This window comes from Sphingomonas fuzhouensis, from assembly GCF_034659795.1.
Lineage (GTDB): Bacteria > Pseudomonadota > Alphaproteobacteria > Sphingomonadales > Sphingomonadaceae > Sphingomonas > Sphingomonas fuzhouensis.
Map to the genome: position 1 here is coordinate 1 of NZ_JAXSQY010000001.1, position 21248 is coordinate 21248.

Consider the following 21248-nt stretch of genomic DNA (forward strand, 5'->3'; position numbering starts at 1 on the left):
CCGGACGGATTCAAGCCTAAGAAGGAGGCTTGGGGCTATCCCCTGAGCATAGGCTTATGTCCGTGTCCGAGATCATCACCGACGGCGGTCGGCGTCGTCACTGGGGTTCCACCGAGAAGCTGAGGATCGTTGAGGAAACGCTCGATGGTCGCGAGAGCATATCGGTGGTGGCGCGCCGCAATGGCGTGGCCCCGAACCTGCTGTACCGCTGGCGGCGGCTGATGCTGGAAGGCGGAAGCGTCGCGATCGTCGGCGACGATGACGTAACCAGCAACCGTCAGGTCCGTGAGATGGAAGCCCGCATCCGCGAACTGGAGCGCCAGCTCGGCCGCAAGACGCTGGAGGTCGAGATACTGAAGGAGGCGCTGGAGCGCTCGCGCCCAAAAAAAGCGAGCTTGCTCATGCACTCGCCGCTGCCGGAGACTATCCGGTGAGCCTGGTCGCCAGCACGCTCGGCGTCGGACGCTCGACGGTGTACGACCGCCTGACCGGCAGCACCAAGACGCGCGGGCCATACACGAAGGCCGACGACGCGGACCTGTTGCCCCGCATTCGCCAGATCGCCGCGCAGCGGCCAACATACGGCTACCGCCGCATCGCGGCGGTCCTCAATCGACAGCAGCGCGCCGAAGGACTGGTGCCGGTCAACCACAAACGCGTCTACCGCATCATGGCAGCCAACCGCCTGCTGCTGGCGCGGCGCTATACCGAGCGAACCGATTACGGTCATGACGGCGTCGTGGTGGCGATCCGCTCGAACCTGCGCTGGTGCTCGGACGGGTTCGAGTTCACCTGCTGGAACGGCGAGGTCGTGCGCGGCGCCTTTATCATCGACGCCCACGACCGCGAGATCATCGCCTGGCACGCCGTCACCAATGCCGGCATCAGCGGTTCGGACGTGCGCGACATCATGCTGGAAGCCGTGGAGGCCCGCTTCGGCGGTATGCGCACGGTCGCGCCGGTTGAGATGCTGTCCGATAACGGCTCGGCCTATACCGCCCGCGAAACGCGGACCTTTGCCCGGCAACTCGGGCTCAAACCCTGCTTCACCCCTGTCCGCAGCCCGCAATCCAACGGCATCTCCGAAGCCTTCGTGCATACCCTCAAACGCGATTACGTCCGCGTCTCGTCGCTACCCGATGCACTCACCGCGTTGACATCGCTTGCCGGATGGATCGAAGACTACAACGACAACCACCCTCATTCAGGGCTCAAAATGCGTTCCCCGCGCGAGCATCGCGCAATGGTTTCTGCAACCGCTTGAATCCGTCCGGCCAAACGGGGGCCAGATCATGCTGACTATACCGCTCCGCAAGCTCAGTTTGATAAGCTGGGAGCAAGAGAGGCTAGCGGCAGGGCCATCAAGTTCGTGCGCTGACGGGCGCGATGGCCGTCGTCACTCGTGCCGCGTCTGACTGGCCCGCTAGCAAGGGGTAAGCAACGGCACTCTGGCTGCGGCGGCTTTATGCCGCCGCTTGCCTTGCCTGTCTGATCATGCCTTCAAGGTCTGAGCTGGCTATCAAGCGACGCCTGCCAACCGTGAATGATGGAAGTGTACCGCTACGCATCAAAGCATACAAAGTAGTCTTGCCTAACCCAGTGACGGCGGCGGCCTCCACTACGCTATACGTCAGTCTGCTAAGCTGTTCATGGCGATCGGTAGCGCCACTCCGTTCTTCATGATGATTGGTCATTATCGTTCTCCTGTGACCGAGCAGATACGCGCGGTTTTGAGGAACTGCATCACGGTTTCGACTAAGTTACCGGGTAAGTTTGTGAATAAGGTAGGATTGAGGAAATGAGGTGCTGCAAGTGTCCTGTTTTTTAATATGCCCCGCAACTCGCCGCATTCTACAGGGATAGCCCGCGAAGTGCTTTCAGTGCGGCATCGCTCACAAGATGTCCGTAATGGCGCTCGATCATTTCTGCGCTTGTGCCGGAAATCTGAGCTATTGTAAGGAGCGGCAAGCCAGCAGCGACCAAGTCTGTGATCGTGCTGTGTCGCAAGGTGTATGCCGTTGCCTCGGATGGTAGGGCCGCCGCTTCCACTGCCTTTGCGATCGGCTGCTTCCAGTTGTCCTTGTTCCATCGGCTGCCGTTCGCCCTTGTGAACAATGGAGCCGATGGCAACTTCCCGTCGATTTGCGACGCCAGCAGTGTAGCGGCTTCGCGCGGGACCTTGATCCTCCGGGCCTTTCCCGCCTTGTCCTTCCCGATCGTCAATTCGGATGTACGTTTGTCAAAAGCCCCTGCATCAAGGGTCGCCATTGCGCCCGGACGCATCGGCAGTAAGCAAAGCGCCTTCACGAAAGGCATGGCCTCCGCGTCAAGGTGATCGAGCAACCTGCGCCGCTGCGTCCGATCAAGGTACAGGGTCCGCCGCCCGTCTGCGTTGCTGTGCGCTTTCAATGCTTCCTGCCAAGCCCCTGCGCTGCCCGGTATGCCCGGACGAAGGACTGAGTTTAGTGCTGCCCGTACAACAGCCATGTCGCGATTGATCGTCGACAGCGCGCGGTCACGGGTGCGCTGCTCCCCTTCCTTGCTTCGGCTGACCAAAGATGGTTGTCCCGCTAGCCGCTTCCGCCACTCTTCCAAGTCCTTGCGACGCAGCTTATCGAGGCGGCGCTTGGCGATAGGATCGTCGTACACGTAGCGACGGAACCGCGCTGCCGCCTCCGGGCGGGTGGTGGCATACGCGCGGCAGGCGTCGCCTACCGTCTCGATCTTCTCTTCGGTGTGTCCACCAGCCTCTGTCAGTTCCGCAAAGCGTTCCGCCTCCTGCTTTGCCGCTGCAAACTTGGCGTTGCCGGGTACACCGGGGAAAGCGCCAAGTCGCTTCTTCTGATAGCGGCTGGTGTCAGGGTCATAGGCTCGGGCAAACCACGTGCCGTCCCCACCCTTCGCTGACGGTGCATAGCCGACAAAGCAACCGGGACGCAGGCGTTGCCAGTACGGTTCTGCATTGGCGGCGGCGCGAAGCGCCTCCCGATCCCTGACCCGGCTCAAGTCGCGTCCTGCCATCCCCTTGCCTCCATTCACCTGTCCGGTAACGTCCAGTAGATATCCGGTAAAACCTAGGCGAACTTCTACGAATCAGAACGACCGATTTACAAGGGGAAATGAACGTCAGCGAACCATCATGAATGACCATTCCCTGCACTCCGAAGGCAGAGGCCACAGGTTCGAATCCTGTCGGGTGCGCCAGCTTTTCCAGCCTTTATGAAGATGCGCACTGGTCTGCTTCTTTGCAGAACCCTGTACGAACATGCGGGTTCGGGAGCGGAGCGTGCGCATGATCGCCATGCATCGCACCCCGGTTTCTTGAGGGCAACGCCGCGCGAGGTGCAGGAGAGCTGGCGGCGAAGCCGTGTCCTTCGTTGGCCCCGATCTCGTTTCCGTTGCCGAAACCGCTTCATGGCGGCGGACGGGCCATGGAAAGCCGCCGCGGCACGCGATATGGCACCTCGGTCAGCGGTCCCATCGGCATGTCCCGGCAAGTCCGCCTTTGATGAAGCGAGGCTGCCCGAGCGATGATCATTTCCGCCCCCACCGATTACCGGGAAGCCGCGCGCCGCCGACTGCCACCCTTCCTGTTCCACTATATCGATGGCGGCGCGAATGCCGAGCATACGCTGCGCCACAATGTCGAGGATCTGGCCGGGATCGAGCTTCGCCAGCGGGTGCTGCGCAACGTCGCCGACCTCAGCCTGGAGACCGAATTATTCGGTGCCAGACTCGCCATGCCGGTGGTGCTGGCCCCGGTGGGTTTGACCGGCATGTATGCCAGACGAGGCGAGGTGCAGGCCGCACGCGCGGCGGCGGCGGCGCGTGTGCCGTTCACCCTGTCGACCGTCTCGGTCTGCGCGATCCAGGAGGTGCAGGCGGCCTCCTCCGCGCCGATCTGGTTCCAGCTTTATGTGCTGAAGGATCGCGGCTTCATGCGCGACGCGCTGGAACGGGCGCAGGCGGCGGGGGTGACGACCCTGGTCTTTACCGTCGACATGCCGGTGCCGGGATCGCGCTATCGCGACGCGCATTCGGGCATGTCGGGCCCCAATGCGGCGTTCCGGCGGATGGTGCAGGCGGTGACCCATCCGCGCTGGGCCTGGGATGTGGGGCTTCGCGGGCGGCCGCATGATCTGGGCAATATCTCCGCCTATCGCGGCGCGCCCACCGCGCTGGAGGATTATATCGGCTGGCTGGGCGCGAACTTCGATCCCTCGATCGCGTGGCGCGACCTGGAATGGATACGCGATGTCTGGAAGGGCGCGATCGTCATCAAGGGCATTCTCGACCCCGAGGATGCGCGCGACGCGGTGCGGTTCGGCGCGGACGGGATCGTCGTGTCCAACCATGGCGGGCGGCAGTTGGACGGGGTGTCATCGACCGCGCGCGCGCTGCCCCGGATCGCGGATGCGGTGGCGGGCGAGTTGAAGCTGCTGGCGGATTCGGGCGTACGGTCCGGGCTGGACGTGGTGCGGATGCTGGCGCTGGGCGCGGATGCGGTGATGCTGGGCCGCGCGTTCATCTATGCGCTGGCGGCGGACGGGGAGGCGGGCGTCGCCAACCTGCTGCGCCTGTTCGCCGCCGAGATGCGGGTGGCGATGACGCTGACGGGCGTGCGGTCGGTGGCCGAGATCGACCGGACGGCCCTGGCCTGAATTCTTAATTCCTCCCCTGCAAGGGGAGGTGGCAGTCCGCAGGACTGACGGAGGGGTGTACCATCGGCGGGGACACCCCTCCACCACCGCTTCGCGGCAGTCCCCCTCTCCTTACAGGGGAGGAATGACGGATCAGCTTAACGCTGCATCTGTTGCAGCATCTGGATATGCTGCTGCACGATCGGCACCGCCGCCTGAGCGCTGGCCTTCAGCGCGGGGCGGTCGCCATTGGCGGCGAAGCTCTGATGCAGGTCGAGTGCGGCCTGATGCGCGGGCAATTGCTGCCCGATATAGAGCCGGTCGAAGCCATCGGCCGACGCCCGGCGCAATTCGCCGATCGAGGCTTCGGCGCCGCCCGGCTTGGGCGGGGTGGGGGCCAGGCCGTCCTGCTTCGCGGCGCGCACCGTCGCGGCGGTCGTCCGGGTGTGATGGTCGATCATCATCTGTGCGAATCGGCGGACATCGGCATTGCGCGACTTTTGCAGCGCCAGCTTGCTGGAGGTGATCTCGTACAGATCGCTCATGCCCGCCGCCTTCACATAGGCGGCGGCTTGCGCCTTGGCGGCGGCAGGGGGCGGGGGTGGCGGGGTCTGGGCCGCGATCGGCGTGGCGACAAAGCCGAGGGCCAGGGCGAAGGATAGGAATTTGGGCATGTTGCTCTCCCGTGACGAATGCTGGAGGCAACCGGTCGTTCGGCTCACTGTTCCTGATAAATATTTGATTTATAATGCAGATCAGCGTGTTGGCGGGTATCGCTCCGCCAACAAAGGCACGCTTGTGCGATATTATCGCATGACACCGCCGCACCGCGTCTGTTAGCCCTATGCCCATGCCCGTTTCGGCCGCCGCATCCGCCCGCGAGATCCTCGTTCGTCTGCACGACGTCATGGCGTCGCGCACCCCCGCCCAAGCCAAGCTGAACCAGGTGGTCCAGATCATCGGTGAGGCGATCGGCAGCGAGGTCTGTTCGATCTATCTCCTGCGCGAAGGGGTGCTGGAGCTGTTCGCGACGCGCGGTCTGGCCGAGGAGGCGGTGCACGTCACCAAGCTGGCGCTGGGCGAGGGGCTGGTCGGCACCATCGCCGAGGATGTCGAGGTGCTGAACCTCGACGAAGCGGCCAGCCATCCCGACTTCGCGTACAAGCCCGAGACGGGCGAGGATCGTTTCCACAGCTTCGCGGGCGTGCCGATCATCCGGCGCGAGCGCGCGGTGGGCGTGCTGGCGGTCCAGCATAGCGAACCGCGCAAATATGCCGATGTCGAGATCGAGGCGCTGCAGACCGTCGCGATGGTCCTGTCCGAGCTGATCGCCAATGCCGGGCTGATCGATGCGGCGGGGGCGGCGGGCACGCGGCCGCAGATGACCGCGACGATCCGCCTGTCGGGGCAGAAGCTGGTCGAGGGCATGGGCAGCGGCTTTGCCGTCTATCACCAGCCGCGCATCGTCGTCGAACACACGGTCGCCGAGGACATCGATGCCGAGCGTCGCCGCGTCTATGCCGCGTTCGACAAGATGCGCGAACAGATCGACCGCATGGCGCGCGAGGCGGAGTTCGGCGTCGCGGGCGAGCATGTCGAGGTCATCGAGACCTATAAGATGTTCGCCTATGACGAGGGCTGGGCGCGACGCATCAACGAGGCGATCGACAGCGGCCTTACCGCAGAAGCCGCGATCGAGCGGGTGCAGCAGCGCACGCGCCAGCGGATGCGCCAGATCGACGACCCGCTGCTCGCCGACCGGATGCACGACCTGGAGGACCTGTCCAACCGGTTGCTGCGCATCGTGTCGGGCCAGATGGGCACGGCGGCGCAACTGGGCCTGCGGCAGGACACGATCCTGATCGCGCGCAACCTGGGCCCGGCCGAATTGCTGGAATATGACCGGCGGCGGCTGAAGGGCGTGATCCTGGAGGAAGGGTCGCTGACCGCGCATGTCATCATCGTGGCGCGCGCCATGGGCGTGCCGGTGCTCGGCCGGGTCAGCGACGTGCGCCGCCAGATCGCGGACGGCGACCAGTTGCTGCTCGACGTATCGGAGGGCAGCGTGCTCGTCCGCCCGACCGCGGCGATGGAGGAGGCGTTCGACGCCAAGCTGGAGCTGCGGCAGAAGCGGCGCGCGGCATTTGCCGCTTTGCGCGACGTGCCGCCGGTGACCAAGGACGGGCACCGCGTCACCCTGATGGTCAATGCCGGGCTTCGCGACGATGCCGCCGCGCTCGACACCACAGGGGCGGACGGGATCGGCCTGTTCCGCACGGAATTCCAGTTCCTCGTCTCCGCCACCCTGCCGCAGCGCGAGCGGCAGCAGCGGCTGTACCGTGACGTGATGGAGGCGGCGGGCGACCGGCCGGTGATCTTCCGCACCATCGATATCGGCGGCGACAAGGCCTTGCCCTATCTCAACACCGATGGCGGCGACGAAGAGAATCCGGCAATGGGCTGGCGTGCGCTGCGCCTGGCGTTGGAGCGTGACGGGTTGATGAAGGCACAGGCCCGCGCGCTGATCGAGGCGGGGGCGGGCCGCACCCTGAACATCATGTTCCCGATGGTGTCGGAGGCCTGGGAGTTCGACGAGGCCAAGGCGCTGTTCGAGGCGCAGCGCGCCTGGCTGGGCTCGCGCGGGCGTCGCCTGCCGCTGGAGGTGCGCTACGGCGCGATGCTGGAGGTGCCCGCGCTCGCCGAACAGCTCGATCTGATCCTGCCCAATGTCGATTTCCTGTCGATCGGCACCAACGACCTGACCCAGTTCCTGTTCGCCGCCGACCGTGCGAATCCGAAGCTCGCCGAACGCTATGACTGGCTGAGCCCTTCGATCCTGCGCTTCATGCGCCGGGTGGTCGAGCCTGCCCGCGCGGCGGGCGTGCCGATCGGCGTGTGCGGCGAGATGGGCGGGCGGCCGCTGGAGGCGATGGCGCTGATCGGCATCGGCATCGACCGGCTGTCGATCACCCCGGCGGCGGTCGGCCCGGTCAAGGCGATGATCCGTTCGCTTGACCGCGACGCGATCACCACCGAGATGACGCGGCTGCTGGCGCATCCGGTGCGCGACATGCGCGGGGCGCTTGGTGCCTGGGCTGCGACGAATGGTGTGGAATTGGCCTGATCCAGGCCGGGGGTTCGCGTTGACTTGATCCCAACCGTCTGAAAGAACGACCGCGATCATGGGGTGGGCCATGGTCGCTTCGGAGTTGAGAATGGACGAGGTCAATCCCGGCCACGATGCCGCACCGGCGGCACCTGCCCGCGCCGGTGACGTCCTGCGCATGGCGCGTGAGGCGCAGGGGCTTTCGCTGGGCGATATCGGTGCGCGCACGCGCATCCCCAGCCGCCATCTCGCGGCGATCGAGGCATCCGATTATCAGAGCCTGCCATCGGCCACCTATGCGGTCGGCTTTGCCAAGGCCTATGCCCGCGCCGTCGGCGCCGACGAGGTCGCGATCGCCCAGGCGGTGCGCGCCGATGTCGACCGGCTGGGCCGCCGCGTGACCGAATATGTGCCGCAGGACATCGCCGATCCCGCCCGCGTGCCCTCGCGCGGGCTGGCGATCCTGGGGGTCGGCCTGGCGCTGGCGCTGCTGGTTCTGGCCGGGCTGTGGTACGGCACCGACCTGTTCCGCCGCGACCATAGCGCGCAGGACGTGCCCGCCGCCACCCCGCTGGCCAACAGCGCCGCGCCCGCACCGGCCCCGGCCCCCAGCCCGACGCCGGTCGCGGCGGGCAAGGTCGTGCTGACCGCCAAGGGCGATGTGTGGCTGCGTGTCTATGACGCTGACAATGTCACGCTGAAGATGGGCACGCTGAAGCCGGGCGAAAGCTATGAGGTGCCCGCCAATGCGAAGGGGCCGCTGCTCAATGTCGGTCGTCCCGACAAGCTGACCGTGACGCTGGACGGCAAGGCGATCCCGCCGCTGGGCGACGGATCGCGCGCGATCAAGGATGTGCGGCTCGACCCGCAGGCGATCGCCGCGCGGCTGTCGGGTGCTCCGGCACCGGCCGCTGCCACGCCGACGCCGACCGCGCGCACCGCACTGCGCGAGCGGCCGGAACGCCGCGCGACGCCGAGCGCAAGCAGCGAGACGGGCGGCGGCACGACCGCGACGCCCGCACCCGCGCCGTCGCCGACGCCTGCCACGACAGCGCCGACGAATCCGTAAGAGATTGCGTTTTAAGGCTGGAGACAGCCGGGGCAGGGCATAAAGGTCCTGTCCCTTTCATAACCAGCCCACCGGGGGGTGAAACCGATGCGTAACCTGTTGCTGGCCGGCGTCGCGGCCGTGATGATCCTGCCGACCGCTGCCGCCGCCCAATCCAATGTCGAGGGCCGGGTCGGCAAGCTGGAAAGCGAAATGCGCGCCGTCCAGCGCAAGGTCTTCCCGAACGGTGCGGGCGGCTATGTCCAGCCCGAGATCACCGCGCCCCAGACCCAGGCTCAGCCGCTGGGCGTTCCCGCCTCCAGCGCGTTGTCCGACCTGACCTCGCGCGTCACCTCGCTGGAAGAGCAGATGGCGAGCCTGACCGGCCAGATCGAACAGAATGGCTATCGTACCCGGCAGCTTCAGGACCAGTTCGACGCCTATAAGCGCACCACCGAGGCGCGGCTGAAGGCGCTGGAGGCCGGTCCCGCGCCGATCGCTCCGGCCGGGCAGAGCGCACCGCTTGACACGCCCGCGCCCGCCGCGACCGGATCGGCTCGCCCGACCAAGACCCCGGCGGCACCCTCGGTCGTGACCGGCGATACCGCGACGGCGACCCCGGCGGCGGCCGTCGACAAGCCCTCGACCGGCGATCCCGCCGAGGACGCCTATCTCTATGGCTATCGCCTGTGGCAGGCCAAGCGCTATCCGGAAGCGGAAGCGGCGCTGAAGAAGGTGGTCGCCGACTATCCCAAGAGCCGTCGCGCCAGCTTTGCGCAGAACCTGCTGGGTCGGACCTATCTCGACTCGGGCAAGCCCAGCCTCGCCTCAATGGCCTTCTACGAGAATTACAAGAAATTCCCGGACGGTGAGCGCGCGCCCGACAGCCTGCTCTATCTCGGCCAGGCGCTGACCAAGCTCAACAAGCCCGCCGACGCCTGCAAGGTCTATGACGAGTTGAGCGATGTGTACGGCGCCAAGCTGTCCGGTGCGATGAAGAGCCAGATCGCCAGCGGCCGCAGCGCGGCGAAATGCCAGTGAGGAACTGAGGGCGAAGTATAACTGCCCTATCATACCCTCACCCTTCCGGCGCTTCGCGCCTCCCTCCCTCTCCCAATGGGAGAGGGAAGGGGCCCGCCCGCGATAGCGGGTGGGAAGGGTGAGGGCGGTGCGTATGCTATCAGCCGACGCAAAACCCCTTGCACTGGTAAGGCGGAAGGGCCAGAGCGCGCGCATCCCTGACCAGTTTTGAGAGCATCATGGCCACCGATGCCACGGCCGTCGATCAGATTGCGCGCTTCGCCGCCGATCTGACGCTTCTTCACGATCCCCATGCCGATGCGGCGTCCCTGTTGCTGGCGGTGTCCGGCGGGCCCGACAGCATGGCGATGCTGACATTGGCAGCGGCGGCCTTTCCGGGGCGGATTGCGGTGGCGACGGTCGACCATGGCCTGCGTCCCGAAGCGGCGGACGAAGTGCGGATGGTGGCGGAGCATTGCGCCAAGCTGGGCGTGCCACATCAGGGCTTGCGCCCCGACACGCCGATCGCGGGGGCAAGCATCCAGTCCCAGGCGCGCGAGGCGCGCTATGCCCTGCTCGCCGCACATGCCCGCGCGATCGGTGCGGCGGCGATCCTGACCGCGCATCATGCCGATGACCAGGCCGAAACCTTCCTGATGCGCGCGGCGCGCGGGGCGGGGCTGTCGGGCCTGTCGGGGGTGCGGGCGCGGACGGTGATCGCGGATGCGGTCATACTGCGCCCGCTGCTCGACTGGCGCCGGGCCGAGCTGCGTCAGATCGTCCGCCGGGCCGAGGCACCGTTCGTCGACGATCCCGCCAATCACGATCCGCGCCACGACCGCACGCGCTTCCGCCAGTTGCTCGACGGGCATGAATGGCTGGGCGTGGCGCAGCTGGCGCGTGCGGCGGCGCAGCTGGCCGAGGCCGATACCGATTTGCGCGCCACCGTCGACTGGCTCTGGCAGGAGCGGGCGCAGATCGATGGCGACAATGTCCGTATCCAGGCCGCCGACCTGCCGCGTGAACTGGGACGGCGGTTGGCCCGCCGCGCGATCGGCACGGTGCGCACCGCCGCCGGGATCGAAGCCCCCGCCTGGAGCGAGGGGAGCAATATCGAAAAGCTGCTCGAATCGCTGGCGCAGGGCAGCCGCGCGACCCAGGCCGGGGTGATCGCCAGCGTCCGCTCCGGCGTCTGGCGCTTCCGTCCCGCCCCGCCGAGGCGCAGTTCCTAAATTCCTCCCTGCGCTCAGCGCGGGGAGGGGGACCGCCGCGAAGCGGTGGTGGAGGGGCATGGCGGTCTGCCCCTCCACCATCCTGCGGATGGTCCCCCCCCCCAAGCACAGCTTGGGGAGGATTGCCTCGGCGACGATCACAATGATCGGTCTTGTTCCATTGCCATTAACCTCGTCATGCCTATCTTGGAGGCTGAAAGGTATCCGGCACCGATGAACGATAACGACAAGCAGCAGAGCCCCGATCCCAATGGGGGCGGCAACCCCTGGATGAAGAGCCTGTTGATCTGGGTGGGCATCCTGATGGCGCTCGCCCTGTTCGTCAGCCTGTCGGGCGCGGGTTCCTCGGCGCAGAGCGGCAATCCGATCGAATATTCCACCTTCCTGGACAAGGTGGACGAGGGCACGGTGAAGACCGCGACCATCTCGCGCGACTCGATCACGGGTACGCTGTCGTCGGGCGAGAAATTCCGCACCACCCCGGTTCCCGATTCGCAGCTGATCCCGCGTCTGCGTGAAAAGGGCGTGACCTTCACGGCGAAGACCGAGGAAGGGCCGTCCATCTGGATGCTCATGCTCTATAATTCGCTGCCGTTCATTCTCTTCATCGGCATCGCCTTCTTTGTCCTGCGCCAGATGCAGAAGGGCGGCGGCGCCAGCGGCGCGATGGGCTTCGGCAAGAGCCGGGCCCGCATGCTGACCCAGAAGGAAGGCAAGGTGACCTTCGACGATGTGGCCGGCATCGACGAGGCACGCGAAGAACTGCAGGAAATCGTCGAGTTCCTGAAGGACCCGTCGAAGTTCGCCCGACTGGGCGGCAAGATCCCGAAGGGCGCGCTGCTGGTCGGCTCGCCCGGTACGGGTAAGACGCTGCTAGCTCGTGCGATCGCGGGTGAGGCGGGCGTGCCGTTCTTCACCATTTCGGGCTCGGACTTTGTCGAGATGTTCGTCGGCGTCGGCGCGAGCCGCGTGCGCGACATGTTCGAACAGGCCAAGAAGTCGGCCCCGTGCATCGTCTTTATCGACGAAATCGACGCGGTCGGCCGCCATCGCGGTGCTGGCCTGGGCAACGGCAATGACGAGCGCGAGCAGACGCTGAACCAGCTGCTGGTCGAGATGGATGGTTTCGAGGCCAATGAAGGCATCATCATCATCGCCGCGACCAACCGTCCCGACGTGCTCGACCCGGCGCTGCTACGTCCCGGCCGTTTCGACCGTCAGGTCGTGGTGCCGCGCCCCGATATCGATGGCCGCGTGAAGATCCTCGAAGTCCATATGAAGAAGGTGCCGCTGGCCCCCGACGTCGATGCTCGCGTTATCGCGCGCGGCACGCCGGGCTTCTCGGGTGCGGATCTCGCCAATCTGGTCAACGAGGCCGCGCTGATGGCGGCGCGCAAGGGCAAGCGCCTGGTCGCCAATGCCGAGTTCGAGGAAGCCAAGGACAAGGTCATGATGGGTGCGGAACGCCGCTCCATGGTCATGACCGAGGACGAGAAGCGGATGACCGCCTATCATGAAGCGGGCCATGCCATCGTCGCGCTGCACGAACCGGCATCGGACCCGATCCACAAGGCGACGATCATCCCGCGCGGCCGTGCGCTGGGCATGGTGATGCGCCTGCCGGAGCGCGACTCGTACAGCTATCACCGCGACAAGATGTACGCGAACCTGGCGGTCGCCATGGGTGGCCGCATCGCCGAGGAAATCATCTTCGGCTATGACAAGGTGTCGAGCGGCGCCAGCGGCGACATCCAGTACGCCACGGGTCTGGCCCGCGACATGGTCACGAAATGGGGCATGTCGGACAAGGTCGGTCCGGTCGAATATGCGCAGCCGGAGGGCGAGAGCTTCCTGGGCTATTCGTCGAGCCAGCCGGTGCGCATGTCCAACCAGACCGCGCAGCTGATCGATGACGAGATCAAGGCGATCGTCGAGGGTGGTCTGCACCGCGCCAAGCATGTGCTGACCGAGCATGTCGACCAGCTTCACCTGCTCGCGGGTGCCTTGCTCGAATATGAGACGCTGTCGGGTGACGAGATCAAGAAGCTGATCGCGGGCGACGATATCGGTCGCGACGATCCCAAGCTGAAGACGGTGACGATCGCCAAGGCGGGGACCTCGATCCCGAAGACCCGGCGTGGTGCGGGACCGTTCGGATCGCCGAGCCCGCTGGGGGCCTGATCTTTTCGGCAAGACGATGAAAGGCCGTCCCTGAGAAGGGGCGGCCTTTTTCGTTGGAGAGCGTGGTGCCCGGACACGGGATTGCTTTGTCAGGGCAGGGTGACATGCGATGGACCCACCCCTCCCCTTCAGGGGCAGGGCTATAGCATATGGAATTTTGTGTCGCTGAGACTGCCAAACGGTCGCTCGAATCAACTTGTCGGTCACTAACGCGGGATGACATCAGTTTGACCCAATCCGTCATTGCGAGCGTAGCGAAGCAATCCAGTGTCCGGGCAAGACGCTCTGGATTGCTTCGCTACGCTCGCAATGACGACGCCATGTCGTGTCTAGCAGTTCTGGCGGGCCACGTCGAAATAGCGGACCGGGCTGATGGTAGAGCTATGGCGTTGGCCTTCATGTCTGCCGAAGCAATGTCGGTATCTGAGCATAGGCTGGAACCCCTCCCAGACCCCATCCGATCAGTCTTTTGCCGACGTAACGGCAGGGCATAAGCGACGCTCAACCGCATTGAGGGGGACTCTGCCCGGATTATCGCACCGATATTTGGCCTGTTGTGGCGGGATCATGTCGAGCGGTTCGGCCGACGCATCGTGACGGGTGATCACCACGCGCAGCTTGGCCAGATAATCGTCCCAGCCCTTGCCGACGCCGGGTTGACCGACCAGCGGTAGCGCCGCCTGCCGCATCGTCTCTGCGGCCGCGAAATCACCCATCTGGCGCAGCTGGTTGGCGGCCCGCGCGGTCAGCCAGAGTCGGTCCGAGACGCTAGTATCTGCGGGCAGGCGGCGGACACGCTCGACGAACTCCTGAGCATAGCGCTTGCGCCGTGCCGCGTTCGCCGGGTTATCGGGGCCATCATTGGGTCCCGGCGTCGTGGCCCATAAGGCCGTCTGCAACCACCCCAGCGCATCGCCCTCCGGCCGCGCCAACCGCGTCGCGAGCCAGTAGGCGCGGTAATGCGGTGGCTCGCCGTCGGCGACCAGCTTCGCATAGTCCGGCGTCGCGATCAGCGTGGCCAGGGCCGCCTTGTCTGCGTCGGAAAAGGAATCGAAGACCACCAGGTGATTGCCGGGGCATTCGGGCACAGGGAAGGGGAAGTGCATATAGCTGTACGGCCGCCCGTCGGGCCGCTCGCCATAGGTGGAATACATCGTCGCCCGCCATGCCGAGAAGCGCTCACCGCCGACCGGGCAGGTCATCGGCTGGTCGCCGCCATGCAGTGGCGGCGGCGGCGGGGGCGGTTCCGCGGCCGGAGCCATGCCGGTCTGCGCCTGCAACAAGGCCCAGGCGATGATCGTCATCATGTCGCTATTCCCCCGTCGGTTTGATCCAACCTATCCTATGGAGCCACAGCCGACTATGCTCTTGGCCAGGGTCGTGACCAGAATGCCGGTGTCATGCCGGACGCGCGGCCCATGTGGAGGATGCCCGCATGACCGATATCCCCCCGGACGCTTCGTTGCGCGACCAGGCCGTCCGAATCTATGACGCGTTCACCCATGAGCATCACGATCGGCGCACCCTGCTGCGCCAGATGACGGTGCTGGCCGGATCGGCGGCGGCGGCCGAAGCGCTGATCCTGGGCATTGCGGCCAGTCCGGCGGCCGCCGCGATCACCGATCCGCATGACGGGCGGCTGCGGATCGATCGGCGCGAGGGGATGGAGGCAGGCGCGCGCTCTGCCGCCTATCTCGCCCGCCCCAAGGGAAGCCGACAGCAGCTCGGCACGGTATTGGTGATCCATGAGAATAGGGGGCTGACCCCGCATATCGAGGATGTCGCGCGGCGCATCGCGCTGGCCGGGTTTCATGCGGTCGCCCCCGATCTGCTCGCGCCGCAGGGCGGCACGCCCGCCGATGAGGATCGGGCGCGGACGCTGATCGGAACGCTCGACTATGATCTGGCACTGGCCCAGGCGCGCGGGATGATGACCCACGCCGCCGCCGACAAGAGCGCTACGGGCCGGGTCGGCGCGGTCGGCTTTTGTTGGGGCGGGGCCTTCGTCAACCGGCTGGCGGTGGCGGCGGGGCCTGCACTCGCGGCGGGCGTCGCCTATTATGGCCCCGCGCCGAACCCGGCCGAGGCGGCCAAGGTCCACAGCCCGTTGATGCTCCACTATGCGGGCAAGGATGCGCGAGTGAACGCGATCGGCGAGCCCTGGGTCGCGGCGCTCCGGGCGGCGGGGCGGCCGGTCGAGGCCTTCACCTATCCGGGCGTCGACCATGCCTTCAACAATGATGCCTCGGCCCAGCGCTATGACAAAGCCGCCGCAACCCAAGCCTGGGCGCGGAGCATCGCCTTTCTGCACCGGCATCTCGACCGGGCATGATTCGCATTTTCATCCCTGCTCACGGAGTATGCCATGACGTCCGACCTGACGCTGTACACCAATCCCCGATCGCGCGGGCGGATCGCCCGCTGGATGCTGGAGGAGACCGGCGCGGCCTATGATACGGTCGTGCTGGATTATGAGACGACGATGATCGCCCCCGAATATCGCGCGATCAACCCGATGGCGAAGGTCCCGGCCATCGTCCATCGCGGGCAGGTGGTGACCGAGACGGCGGCGATCTGCGCCTATCTGGCCGAGGCGTTTCCCGATGCCGAACTGGCGCCGCTGGCCGAGGAGCGGGCACGCTATTATCGCTGGATGTTCTTCGCGGCCGGGCCACTGGAGGCCGCGATCACCAACCGCGCCATGGGCGTGAACCCCACCCCGGAGCAGCAGCGTATGGCGGGCTATGGCGATTTCGAACGCGCCGTCGCGGTGGTCGGCGACGCGGTGGCCGAGCATCCTTACATCGCGGGCGCGCGCTTCACCGCGGCCGATGTCTATTTGGGGTCGCAGCTGATGTGGTTCACCCAGTTCGGGCTGATCCCCAAGACCGATGGGATCATGGCCTATATCGACCGGTTGAGCGACCGCCCCGCCCATCGCCGCGCCACCGCGCTGGACGATGGCAAGACGGCGGACGACGCCTGACGGCGACCGATCGGGTCAGGCGGCCGGGCGCGCGCGCTCGGCATTCTCCCAGGCGGCGCGCAGCAGGTCCAGCCCGGCGGCGATGTGATTGCCCGCCAGCGGCTGGTTCAGTGCGTCCGCGCCCTCCATTGCGGCCTGCGCAAAGGCGATGACCTGTTCGAAGGTGACACTCGGCTCACTCATCACAGTCTTCCATTCAAATCCCTGGGGCATGGCGCCGATCGACTCGGTGATCCTTAAGGCCTTGATATTAAATGGCGATAACTTTTCTCGCGATACATAATTTGTCGCAAAACGAGCGAGACTGCCCCCCGGTGGGACACCAGTGGGAGACTGGGGGAGGGCGATACGGGATCAGCGCATCAGCACCAGTTCCTCGGCCATGGTCGGGTGCAGCGCGACGGTGGCGTCGAACTGCGCCTTGGTCAGCCCGGCCTTGACGGCGATCGCGGCCGCCTGAAGGATTTCGGGTACGTCGGGGCCGATCATGTGCAGCCCGACCACCCGGCCGGTATCCCCGTCGCACACCATCTTGTAGAGCGACCGCTCCTCGCGACCCGCCAGGACATTCTTCATCGGGCGGAAGTCGGAGGTATAGACCTGCACCGACCCCAAGGTCTGGCGCGCCTGCGCCTCGGTCATGCCCACGCCCGCCATTGGGGGATGGCTGAAGACGGCCGCCGGGATGCAGTCGTAATCGACGCGGGTGGGCTTGTTGCCGAACACGGTGTCGGCAAAGGCCTGGCCCTCGCGGATGGCGACGGGGGTCAGCTGGACCCGGTTGGTCACGTCGCCGACCGCATAGATGCTGGGGCAGGTCGAACGGTTGTCCTCGTCCACCTTGACCGCGCCATGATCGTCCAGCTCGACGCCCGCCGTCTCCAGGCCCAGCCCGTGCGTGTTGGGCAGGCGGCCGGTTGCGAACATGACCAGATCGACGATGATCGGTTCGTGATTGGACATCGACACCTTCAGGCAGCCATCGTCCATCTTCTCGATGCCCTCGAAGGTCGCGTCGAAGCGGAACTCGATCCCCTTCATCATCGAAATCTGGAGCAGCCGGTCGCGGATCGTCAGGTCGTATCCGCGCAATATGTCCTTGCTGCGGTTGATCAGCGTGACGTGCGCGCCGAATTGGTGGAAGACGCCCGCAAACTCGTTGGCGATATAGCCCGCGCCCGCGATCAGTACGCGCTTGGGAATGTTGTCGAGATGGAACGCCTCGTTGGAGGTGATGCCATGCTCATGGCCGGGGCAGGAGGGGACGGCCGGATGCGCGCCGACCGCGATCAGGATGCGTTCGGCGGTCTTCTCGGTCCCATCGGCCAGGCGGACGCTGTGCGGGCCGGTGACGGTGGCGCGCTGGTCGATGATCTCGACATTGTGGCTCTCCAGCGTCTTCTTATAGGCGCCGTTCAGCCGGTCGACTTCCGACAGGACATTATCGCGCAGCGTCTGCCACGAAAACTCGCAGTCGCTGGGCACCTGCCAGCCGAAGCGGCGCGCGTCCTTCAGATCCTCGGCGAAATGCGCGCCGTAGACGAGCAGCTTCTTCGGCACGCAGCCGCGGATGACGCAGGTGCCGCCGACCCGGTACTCCTCGGCCACCGCCACGCGCGCGCCATGTGCCGCCGCGACCCGCGAGGCGCGCGTGCCGCCCGATCCCGCGCCGATGACGAACAGGTCATAGTCATACTCAGCCATGGGATCGGTTTCTCCGGGGAAATGAGGCGGTGTGCCCGCCTAAAAGCATAACGGGGGACGCCGAGCCAAGTTCAGCGTCCCCCTGACAGTGATCGGAAATTCAAATTCCTCCCCAAGCTGCGCTTGGGGGAGGGGGACCGCGCCCGCAGGGCGTGGTGGAGGGGCATGGCCGCCAGCGGTGACACCCCTCCGTCAGGGCTACGCCCTGCCACCTACCCTTACAGGGGAGGATTTTTTACGCCCCAAACGCCCGCTGGATCAGGTCTTCGGTCGAAGGATCGAACGATTGCCCGCCCTGATCCGCCGCCTTGGCCATTTCCTTGCCCAGCTCGACACCGAACTGGTCGAAGCTGTTGATGCCCAGGATCACGCCGTTCACGAAGACCCGGTGCTCGTAAAAGGCGATCAGCGCGCCCAACGTGCGCGGGTCGAGCGTGTCGAGCAGGATGGTCGAGGACGGACGATCGCCCGAATAGCTGCGCGCGGGGTCATCGGTCTTCTTGCCCTTCATCAGTGCGGCCCCCTGCGCAAAGGCGTTGAGCAGCAGCTGGCGGTGATGGTCGTCGCTCAGCACGTCGCCCGGCTCGATCACCGCGATGAACTCGACGGGGACGAGATGCGTGCCCTGGTGGAGCAGCTGGAACACCGCATGCTGGGCATCGGTGCCGACCCCGCCCCAGGTGATCGCGGCGGTGGGCCGCCCGACCGGCTGGCCGTCGACGGTCACGCCCTTGCCGTTCGACTCCATCTCCAACTGCTGGAGATAGGAGGGGAGCAGGCGCAGGCGCTCGTCATAGGCGAAGGGCGCGCGCGTCTCGGCATGGCGGACCTGGGTGTAATAGAGGTCGGCAAAGGCAGCGAGCGCGGGCGCATTCTGCGACAGGTCGGTCAGGCGGAAATGGCGGTCCATCTCGGCCGCGCCCTCCAGCAGTTCCTCGAACGCGTCCCAGCCCAAGCCCAGTGCGGCGGGAAAGCCGATGGTCGACCAGAGCGAATAACGCCCGCCGACCGACTCGGCGAAGGGCAGGATGCGGGTCTCGTCCACGCCCCATTCGACCGCCTTGTCCGGGTTGGCGGTCAGCGCGATGACGCGGCCATAAGGGTCCTCGACGCCGTGCTCGGTCATCCACTGCAGCGCCGAGGTGGCGTTCAGCATCGTCTCGGTGGTGGTGAAGGTCTTGGACGCGACGACCAGCAGGGTGGCGGCGGGGTCGAAGCGCTTGAACACCTCCTCCAGCGCGACGCCGTCGACGTTCGACACGATCGCCACGTCATAGCGGTCGGTGTCGCGCCCCAGCGCATCGACCAGCAGGTGCGGGCCCAGCGCCGAGCCGCCGATGCCGATGTGCAGGACATGGCGGATCGGCCCCAAAGCCTCGGCCTCGATCGCGTCGATCAGCGCGCGCATCCGGGCGTGCGACTGGCGGGCGGTGGCGACGCTCTCGGCCTTGCCTTCGCCGCGTTCGGCGGTGTGCTCGACCGCGCGGCCCTCGGTGACGTTGACGACCTCGCCGCCGAACAGCGCATCGCGCTTGGCAGCCAGGCCGCTCGCCTTGGCGAGTTCGGCAAAGGCGGCAACGGCCTCCGGCGTCAGATGGGTCTTCGACCAGTCGAAATGGATACCCGCCACGTCCAGGCTGAGCGACGCCAGCCGGTTGGGATCATTCGCGAAAAGATCGAGAAGCGGGGTCTGCGGGAGCGATTCGATCGTCGACCAGTCAGCAGCCATGATGCCTGTTCCTTCCTTGCGCGTGCCCGGTGGGGGCTTCATCCACGGCGTTAGCCAAAGCGGGCGGGCAAAGCCAAGCCTTAGATTGGTATGGTGTGGAAAGGAGGGAGGATAGACAGCTGTGATAGGTGAAGTCTGTCCGTTGCCCAGACATTCACGACGGTAGGAGTCATAGCGTGCGATGCTCGATCCCCACATAGCAAGCGATCGACGAAGGTGCCTTGATTCCTTTCAAGGCCGTTTTGAGTTCGGTGGGTGAATGAGGCCCTTCATTCACGGCGATGGAAAACCCATAGGATTTCAGAAAGGCGGAAGAAAAAACGAAAAAATCTGCCTCCTCTCCGCAAATCGCCTTGCGTCGTTCTTCAGGCAGATGGTTGAACGCATCGACCCATTGGAAAAAGTGGGTGTCGATTCCTGCCGCCTTCAAGAATCGGTTTTGCCGGTAGATCGTTCGGTTCAAATCGACCAAGGCGTTGCGTGTCGCCTCGACGGGGTTTGCAACGCCAGCCTTTTTGAAATCGGCCAGGATGTCTTCGCGGGGGATATAGGTCGCACCGCCATGAAAGCCCAGAATGGCGTCGTGAAAGACGACGCGTCGCGCGGCACCCCCGAAGATATAATTAGCGCAACTGGAAATACAGTAATCATAGGCGATCACGGTCGCCCGGCGCGCCAGGACCGCATCCGCCATATTCAGACCGATCTTCACATCGCCACCCCGTGATCGAATGACAACGATGGGACGATGCGATTTGGGAACCGCTTTCAATAAGGCGATGAATTGCAATCCGCCCTTTTGATCGATCGCCCCGTCATAGCAAAGCCCTTCGGACGGAATAGGCCGGACGCGACCTGATTGGTTTGAGCCGACATGGGGACCTATCCATGGCGCGCATAGGGAAATCGCGCGACTCTCGGCCGGTGAGAGAGGAGTCGCCAAGGACAGAGCCAGAAGCCAAGACATACTTCCGTCCTCCTGGCAGCTTTACCGATGCTTCACCGCCACCGGATCGCGGACGACGCCGACATCGGCGAAGCGTTTCGGCTCGGCGGGGTGGGGGGCGGGTTCGGCCAGTTCGCGCTGCCAATACCCGACGTCGATCCAGCGGCCATGTTTGTGGCCGACCTCGCGAAAGACGCCCGCGCGGCGGAAGCCGACCGCTTCGTGCAGCTTGATCGAGCCGTCATTGGGCAGCGCGATCACGCCCATCGCCTGGGTGAAGCCTTGCGCGGTCAGCGTGTCGACCAGCGCCTCATAGAGCAGCCGCCCGACGCCCGCCCGCTGCGATACGTCGGCAACATAGATGGTCGTCTCCACCACCCAGCGATACGCCTCGCGTTCCCGGAAGCGCGCGGCATAGGCATAGCCGATCACGCCTTCCTCCTGGCCCTCTTCATCGGCCAGTGTCGCGACGATCCAGGGATAGAGGCCGTCCGCCCCCTCCATCCGCGCGCGCATCGTGTCGGCGTCGGGCGCCTGGGTCTCGAACGACACGACACCGGCCAGCACATGCGGCGCATAGATGGCGGCGATGGCGGCGGCGTCATCGGGGCGGGCGGCGCGAATGGCTATCATGGGGCTGCGTCTCCTGAATCGGG

At 65.7% G+C, this 21248-nt stretch carries 18 protein-coding genes; 9 read left to right on the forward strand and 9 right to left on the reverse strand.

From position 1 onward, the window contains the following. Positions 1–56: 56 nt before the first annotated feature. Positions 57–1264 (forward strand): IS3 family transposase gene (locus tag U1H82_RS00005; RefSeq protein WP_322962882.1). Its coding sequence is split into 2 segments (ribosomal slippage): positions 57–381 and positions 381–1264, totalling 1209 coding nucleotides; the frame shifts between segments, so codons are not numbered across the junction. 199 nt (positions 1265–1463) lie between these two features. On the opposite strand, the gene U1H82_RS18295 is transcribed toward U1H82_RS00005, so the two are convergent. Continuing rightward, positions 1464–1694 (reverse strand): helix-turn-helix domain-containing protein, encoded by a 231-nt coding sequence (locus U1H82_RS18295; RefSeq protein WP_375339473.1) that lies wholly within the window; start codon positions 1692–1694, stop codon positions 1464–1466. A gap of 157 nt (positions 1695–1851) precedes the next feature. Then, positions 1852–3021 (reverse strand): tyrosine-type recombinase/integrase, encoded by a 1170-nt coding sequence (locus U1H82_RS00010; RefSeq protein WP_322962883.1) that lies wholly within the window; start codon positions 3019–3021, stop codon positions 1852–1854. Between the two features lie 509 nt (positions 3022–3530). On the opposite strand from U1H82_RS00010, the gene lldD reads away from it, so the two are divergent. Next, positions 3531–4661 (forward strand): FMN-dependent L-lactate dehydrogenase LldD, encoded by a 1131-nt coding sequence (gene lldD, locus U1H82_RS00015; RefSeq protein ID WP_322962884.1) that lies wholly within the window; start codon positions 3531–3533, stop codon positions 4659–4661. Positions 4662–4798: 137 nt separating this feature from the next. On the opposite strand, the gene U1H82_RS00020 is transcribed toward lldD, so the two are convergent. Continuing rightward, entirely contained in the window at positions 4799–5314 is a 516-nt protein-coding gene (locus U1H82_RS00020; protein WP_322962885.1) for a DUF4142 domain-containing protein, read from the reverse strand. A 176-nt stretch (positions 5315–5490) separates the two neighbouring features. Between U1H82_RS00020 and ptsP the strand changes: the two genes are divergently transcribed. The 5 genes from ptsP (at position 5491) to ftsH (ending at position 13227) form a co-directional block, all read left to right on the forward strand. Continuing rightward, positions 5491–7764 (forward strand): phosphoenolpyruvate--protein phosphotransferase, encoded by a 2274-nt coding sequence (ptsP, locus tag U1H82_RS00025; protein ID WP_322962886.1) that lies wholly within the window; start codon positions 5491–5493, stop codon positions 7762–7764. A gap of 91 nt (positions 7765–7855) precedes the next feature. Next, positions 7856–8815, forward strand: coding sequence for a helix-turn-helix domain-containing protein (locus U1H82_RS00030; protein WP_322962887.1), 960 nt, complete (start codon positions 7856–7858; stop codon positions 8813–8815). An 87-nt stretch (positions 8816–8902) separates the two neighbouring features. Then, on the forward strand, positions 8903–9835 hold the full coding sequence (locus U1H82_RS00035) for a tetratricopeptide repeat protein (protein WP_322962888.1): 933 nt from the start codon (positions 8903–8905) through the stop codon (positions 9833–9835). A gap of 218 nt (positions 9836–10053) precedes the next feature. After that, the gene (gene tilS / locus U1H82_RS00040) at positions 10054–11046 is read left to right on the forward strand and encodes a tRNA lysidine(34) synthetase TilS (RefSeq protein ID WP_322962889.1); all 993 of its coding nucleotides are present in this window, start codon (positions 10054–10056) and stop codon (positions 11044–11046) included. A 213-nt stretch (positions 11047–11259) separates the two neighbouring features. Then, positions 11260–13227, forward strand: coding sequence for an ATP-dependent zinc metalloprotease FtsH (ftsH, locus tag U1H82_RS00045; protein ID WP_322962890.1), 1968 nt, complete (start codon positions 11260–11262; stop codon positions 13225–13227). Between the two features lie 461 nt (positions 13228–13688). Here the strand turns inward: ftsH and U1H82_RS00050 are convergent, their stop codons facing one another. Next, positions 13689–14534, reverse strand: a complete 846-nt coding sequence (locus U1H82_RS00050; protein ID WP_322962891.1) for a hypothetical protein — start codon at positions 14532–14534, stop codon at positions 13689–13691. 128 nt (positions 14535–14662) lie between these two features. Between U1H82_RS00050 and U1H82_RS00055 the strand changes: the two genes are divergently transcribed. Both U1H82_RS00055 and U1H82_RS00060 read left to right on the forward strand, forming a co-directional pair. Then, on the forward strand, positions 14663–15559 hold the full coding sequence (locus U1H82_RS00055; protein ID WP_322962892.1) for a dienelactone hydrolase family protein: 897 nt from the start codon (positions 14663–14665) through the stop codon (positions 15557–15559). A 33-nt stretch (positions 15560–15592) separates the two neighbouring features. Beyond that, a complete protein-coding gene (locus tag U1H82_RS00060) occupies positions 15593–16213 on the forward strand; it encodes a glutathione S-transferase family protein (protein WP_322962893.1) in 621 nt (206 codons plus the stop codon). Positions 16214–16228: 15 nt separating this feature from the next. Here the strand turns inward: U1H82_RS00060 and U1H82_RS00065 are convergent, their stop codons facing one another. From U1H82_RS00065 to U1H82_RS00085, 5 genes are all read right to left on the reverse strand, one after another. Next, positions 16229–16396, reverse strand: a complete 168-nt coding sequence (locus U1H82_RS00065) for a hypothetical protein (protein ID WP_322962894.1) — start codon at positions 16394–16396, stop codon at positions 16229–16231. A 171-nt stretch (positions 16397–16567) separates the two neighbouring features. Further along, entirely contained in the window at positions 16568–17917 is a 1350-nt protein-coding gene (gene gor / locus U1H82_RS00070) for a glutathione-disulfide reductase (RefSeq protein WP_322962895.1), read from the reverse strand. Positions 17918–18152: 235 nt separating this feature from the next. Beyond that, a complete protein-coding gene (gene pgi / locus U1H82_RS00075; protein ID WP_322962896.1) occupies positions 18153–19646 on the reverse strand; it encodes a glucose-6-phosphate isomerase in 1494 nt (497 codons plus the stop codon). A 169-nt stretch (positions 19647–19815) separates the two neighbouring features. Beyond that, positions 19816–20358, reverse strand: a complete 543-nt coding sequence (locus U1H82_RS00080; protein ID WP_322962897.1) for a hypothetical protein — start codon at positions 20356–20358, stop codon at positions 19816–19818. 276 nt (positions 20359–20634) lie between these two features. After that, positions 20635–21225, reverse strand: a complete 591-nt coding sequence (locus U1H82_RS00085; protein WP_322962898.1) for a GNAT family N-acetyltransferase — start codon at positions 21223–21225, stop codon at positions 20635–20637. Positions 21226–21248 lie beyond the last annotated feature (23 nt).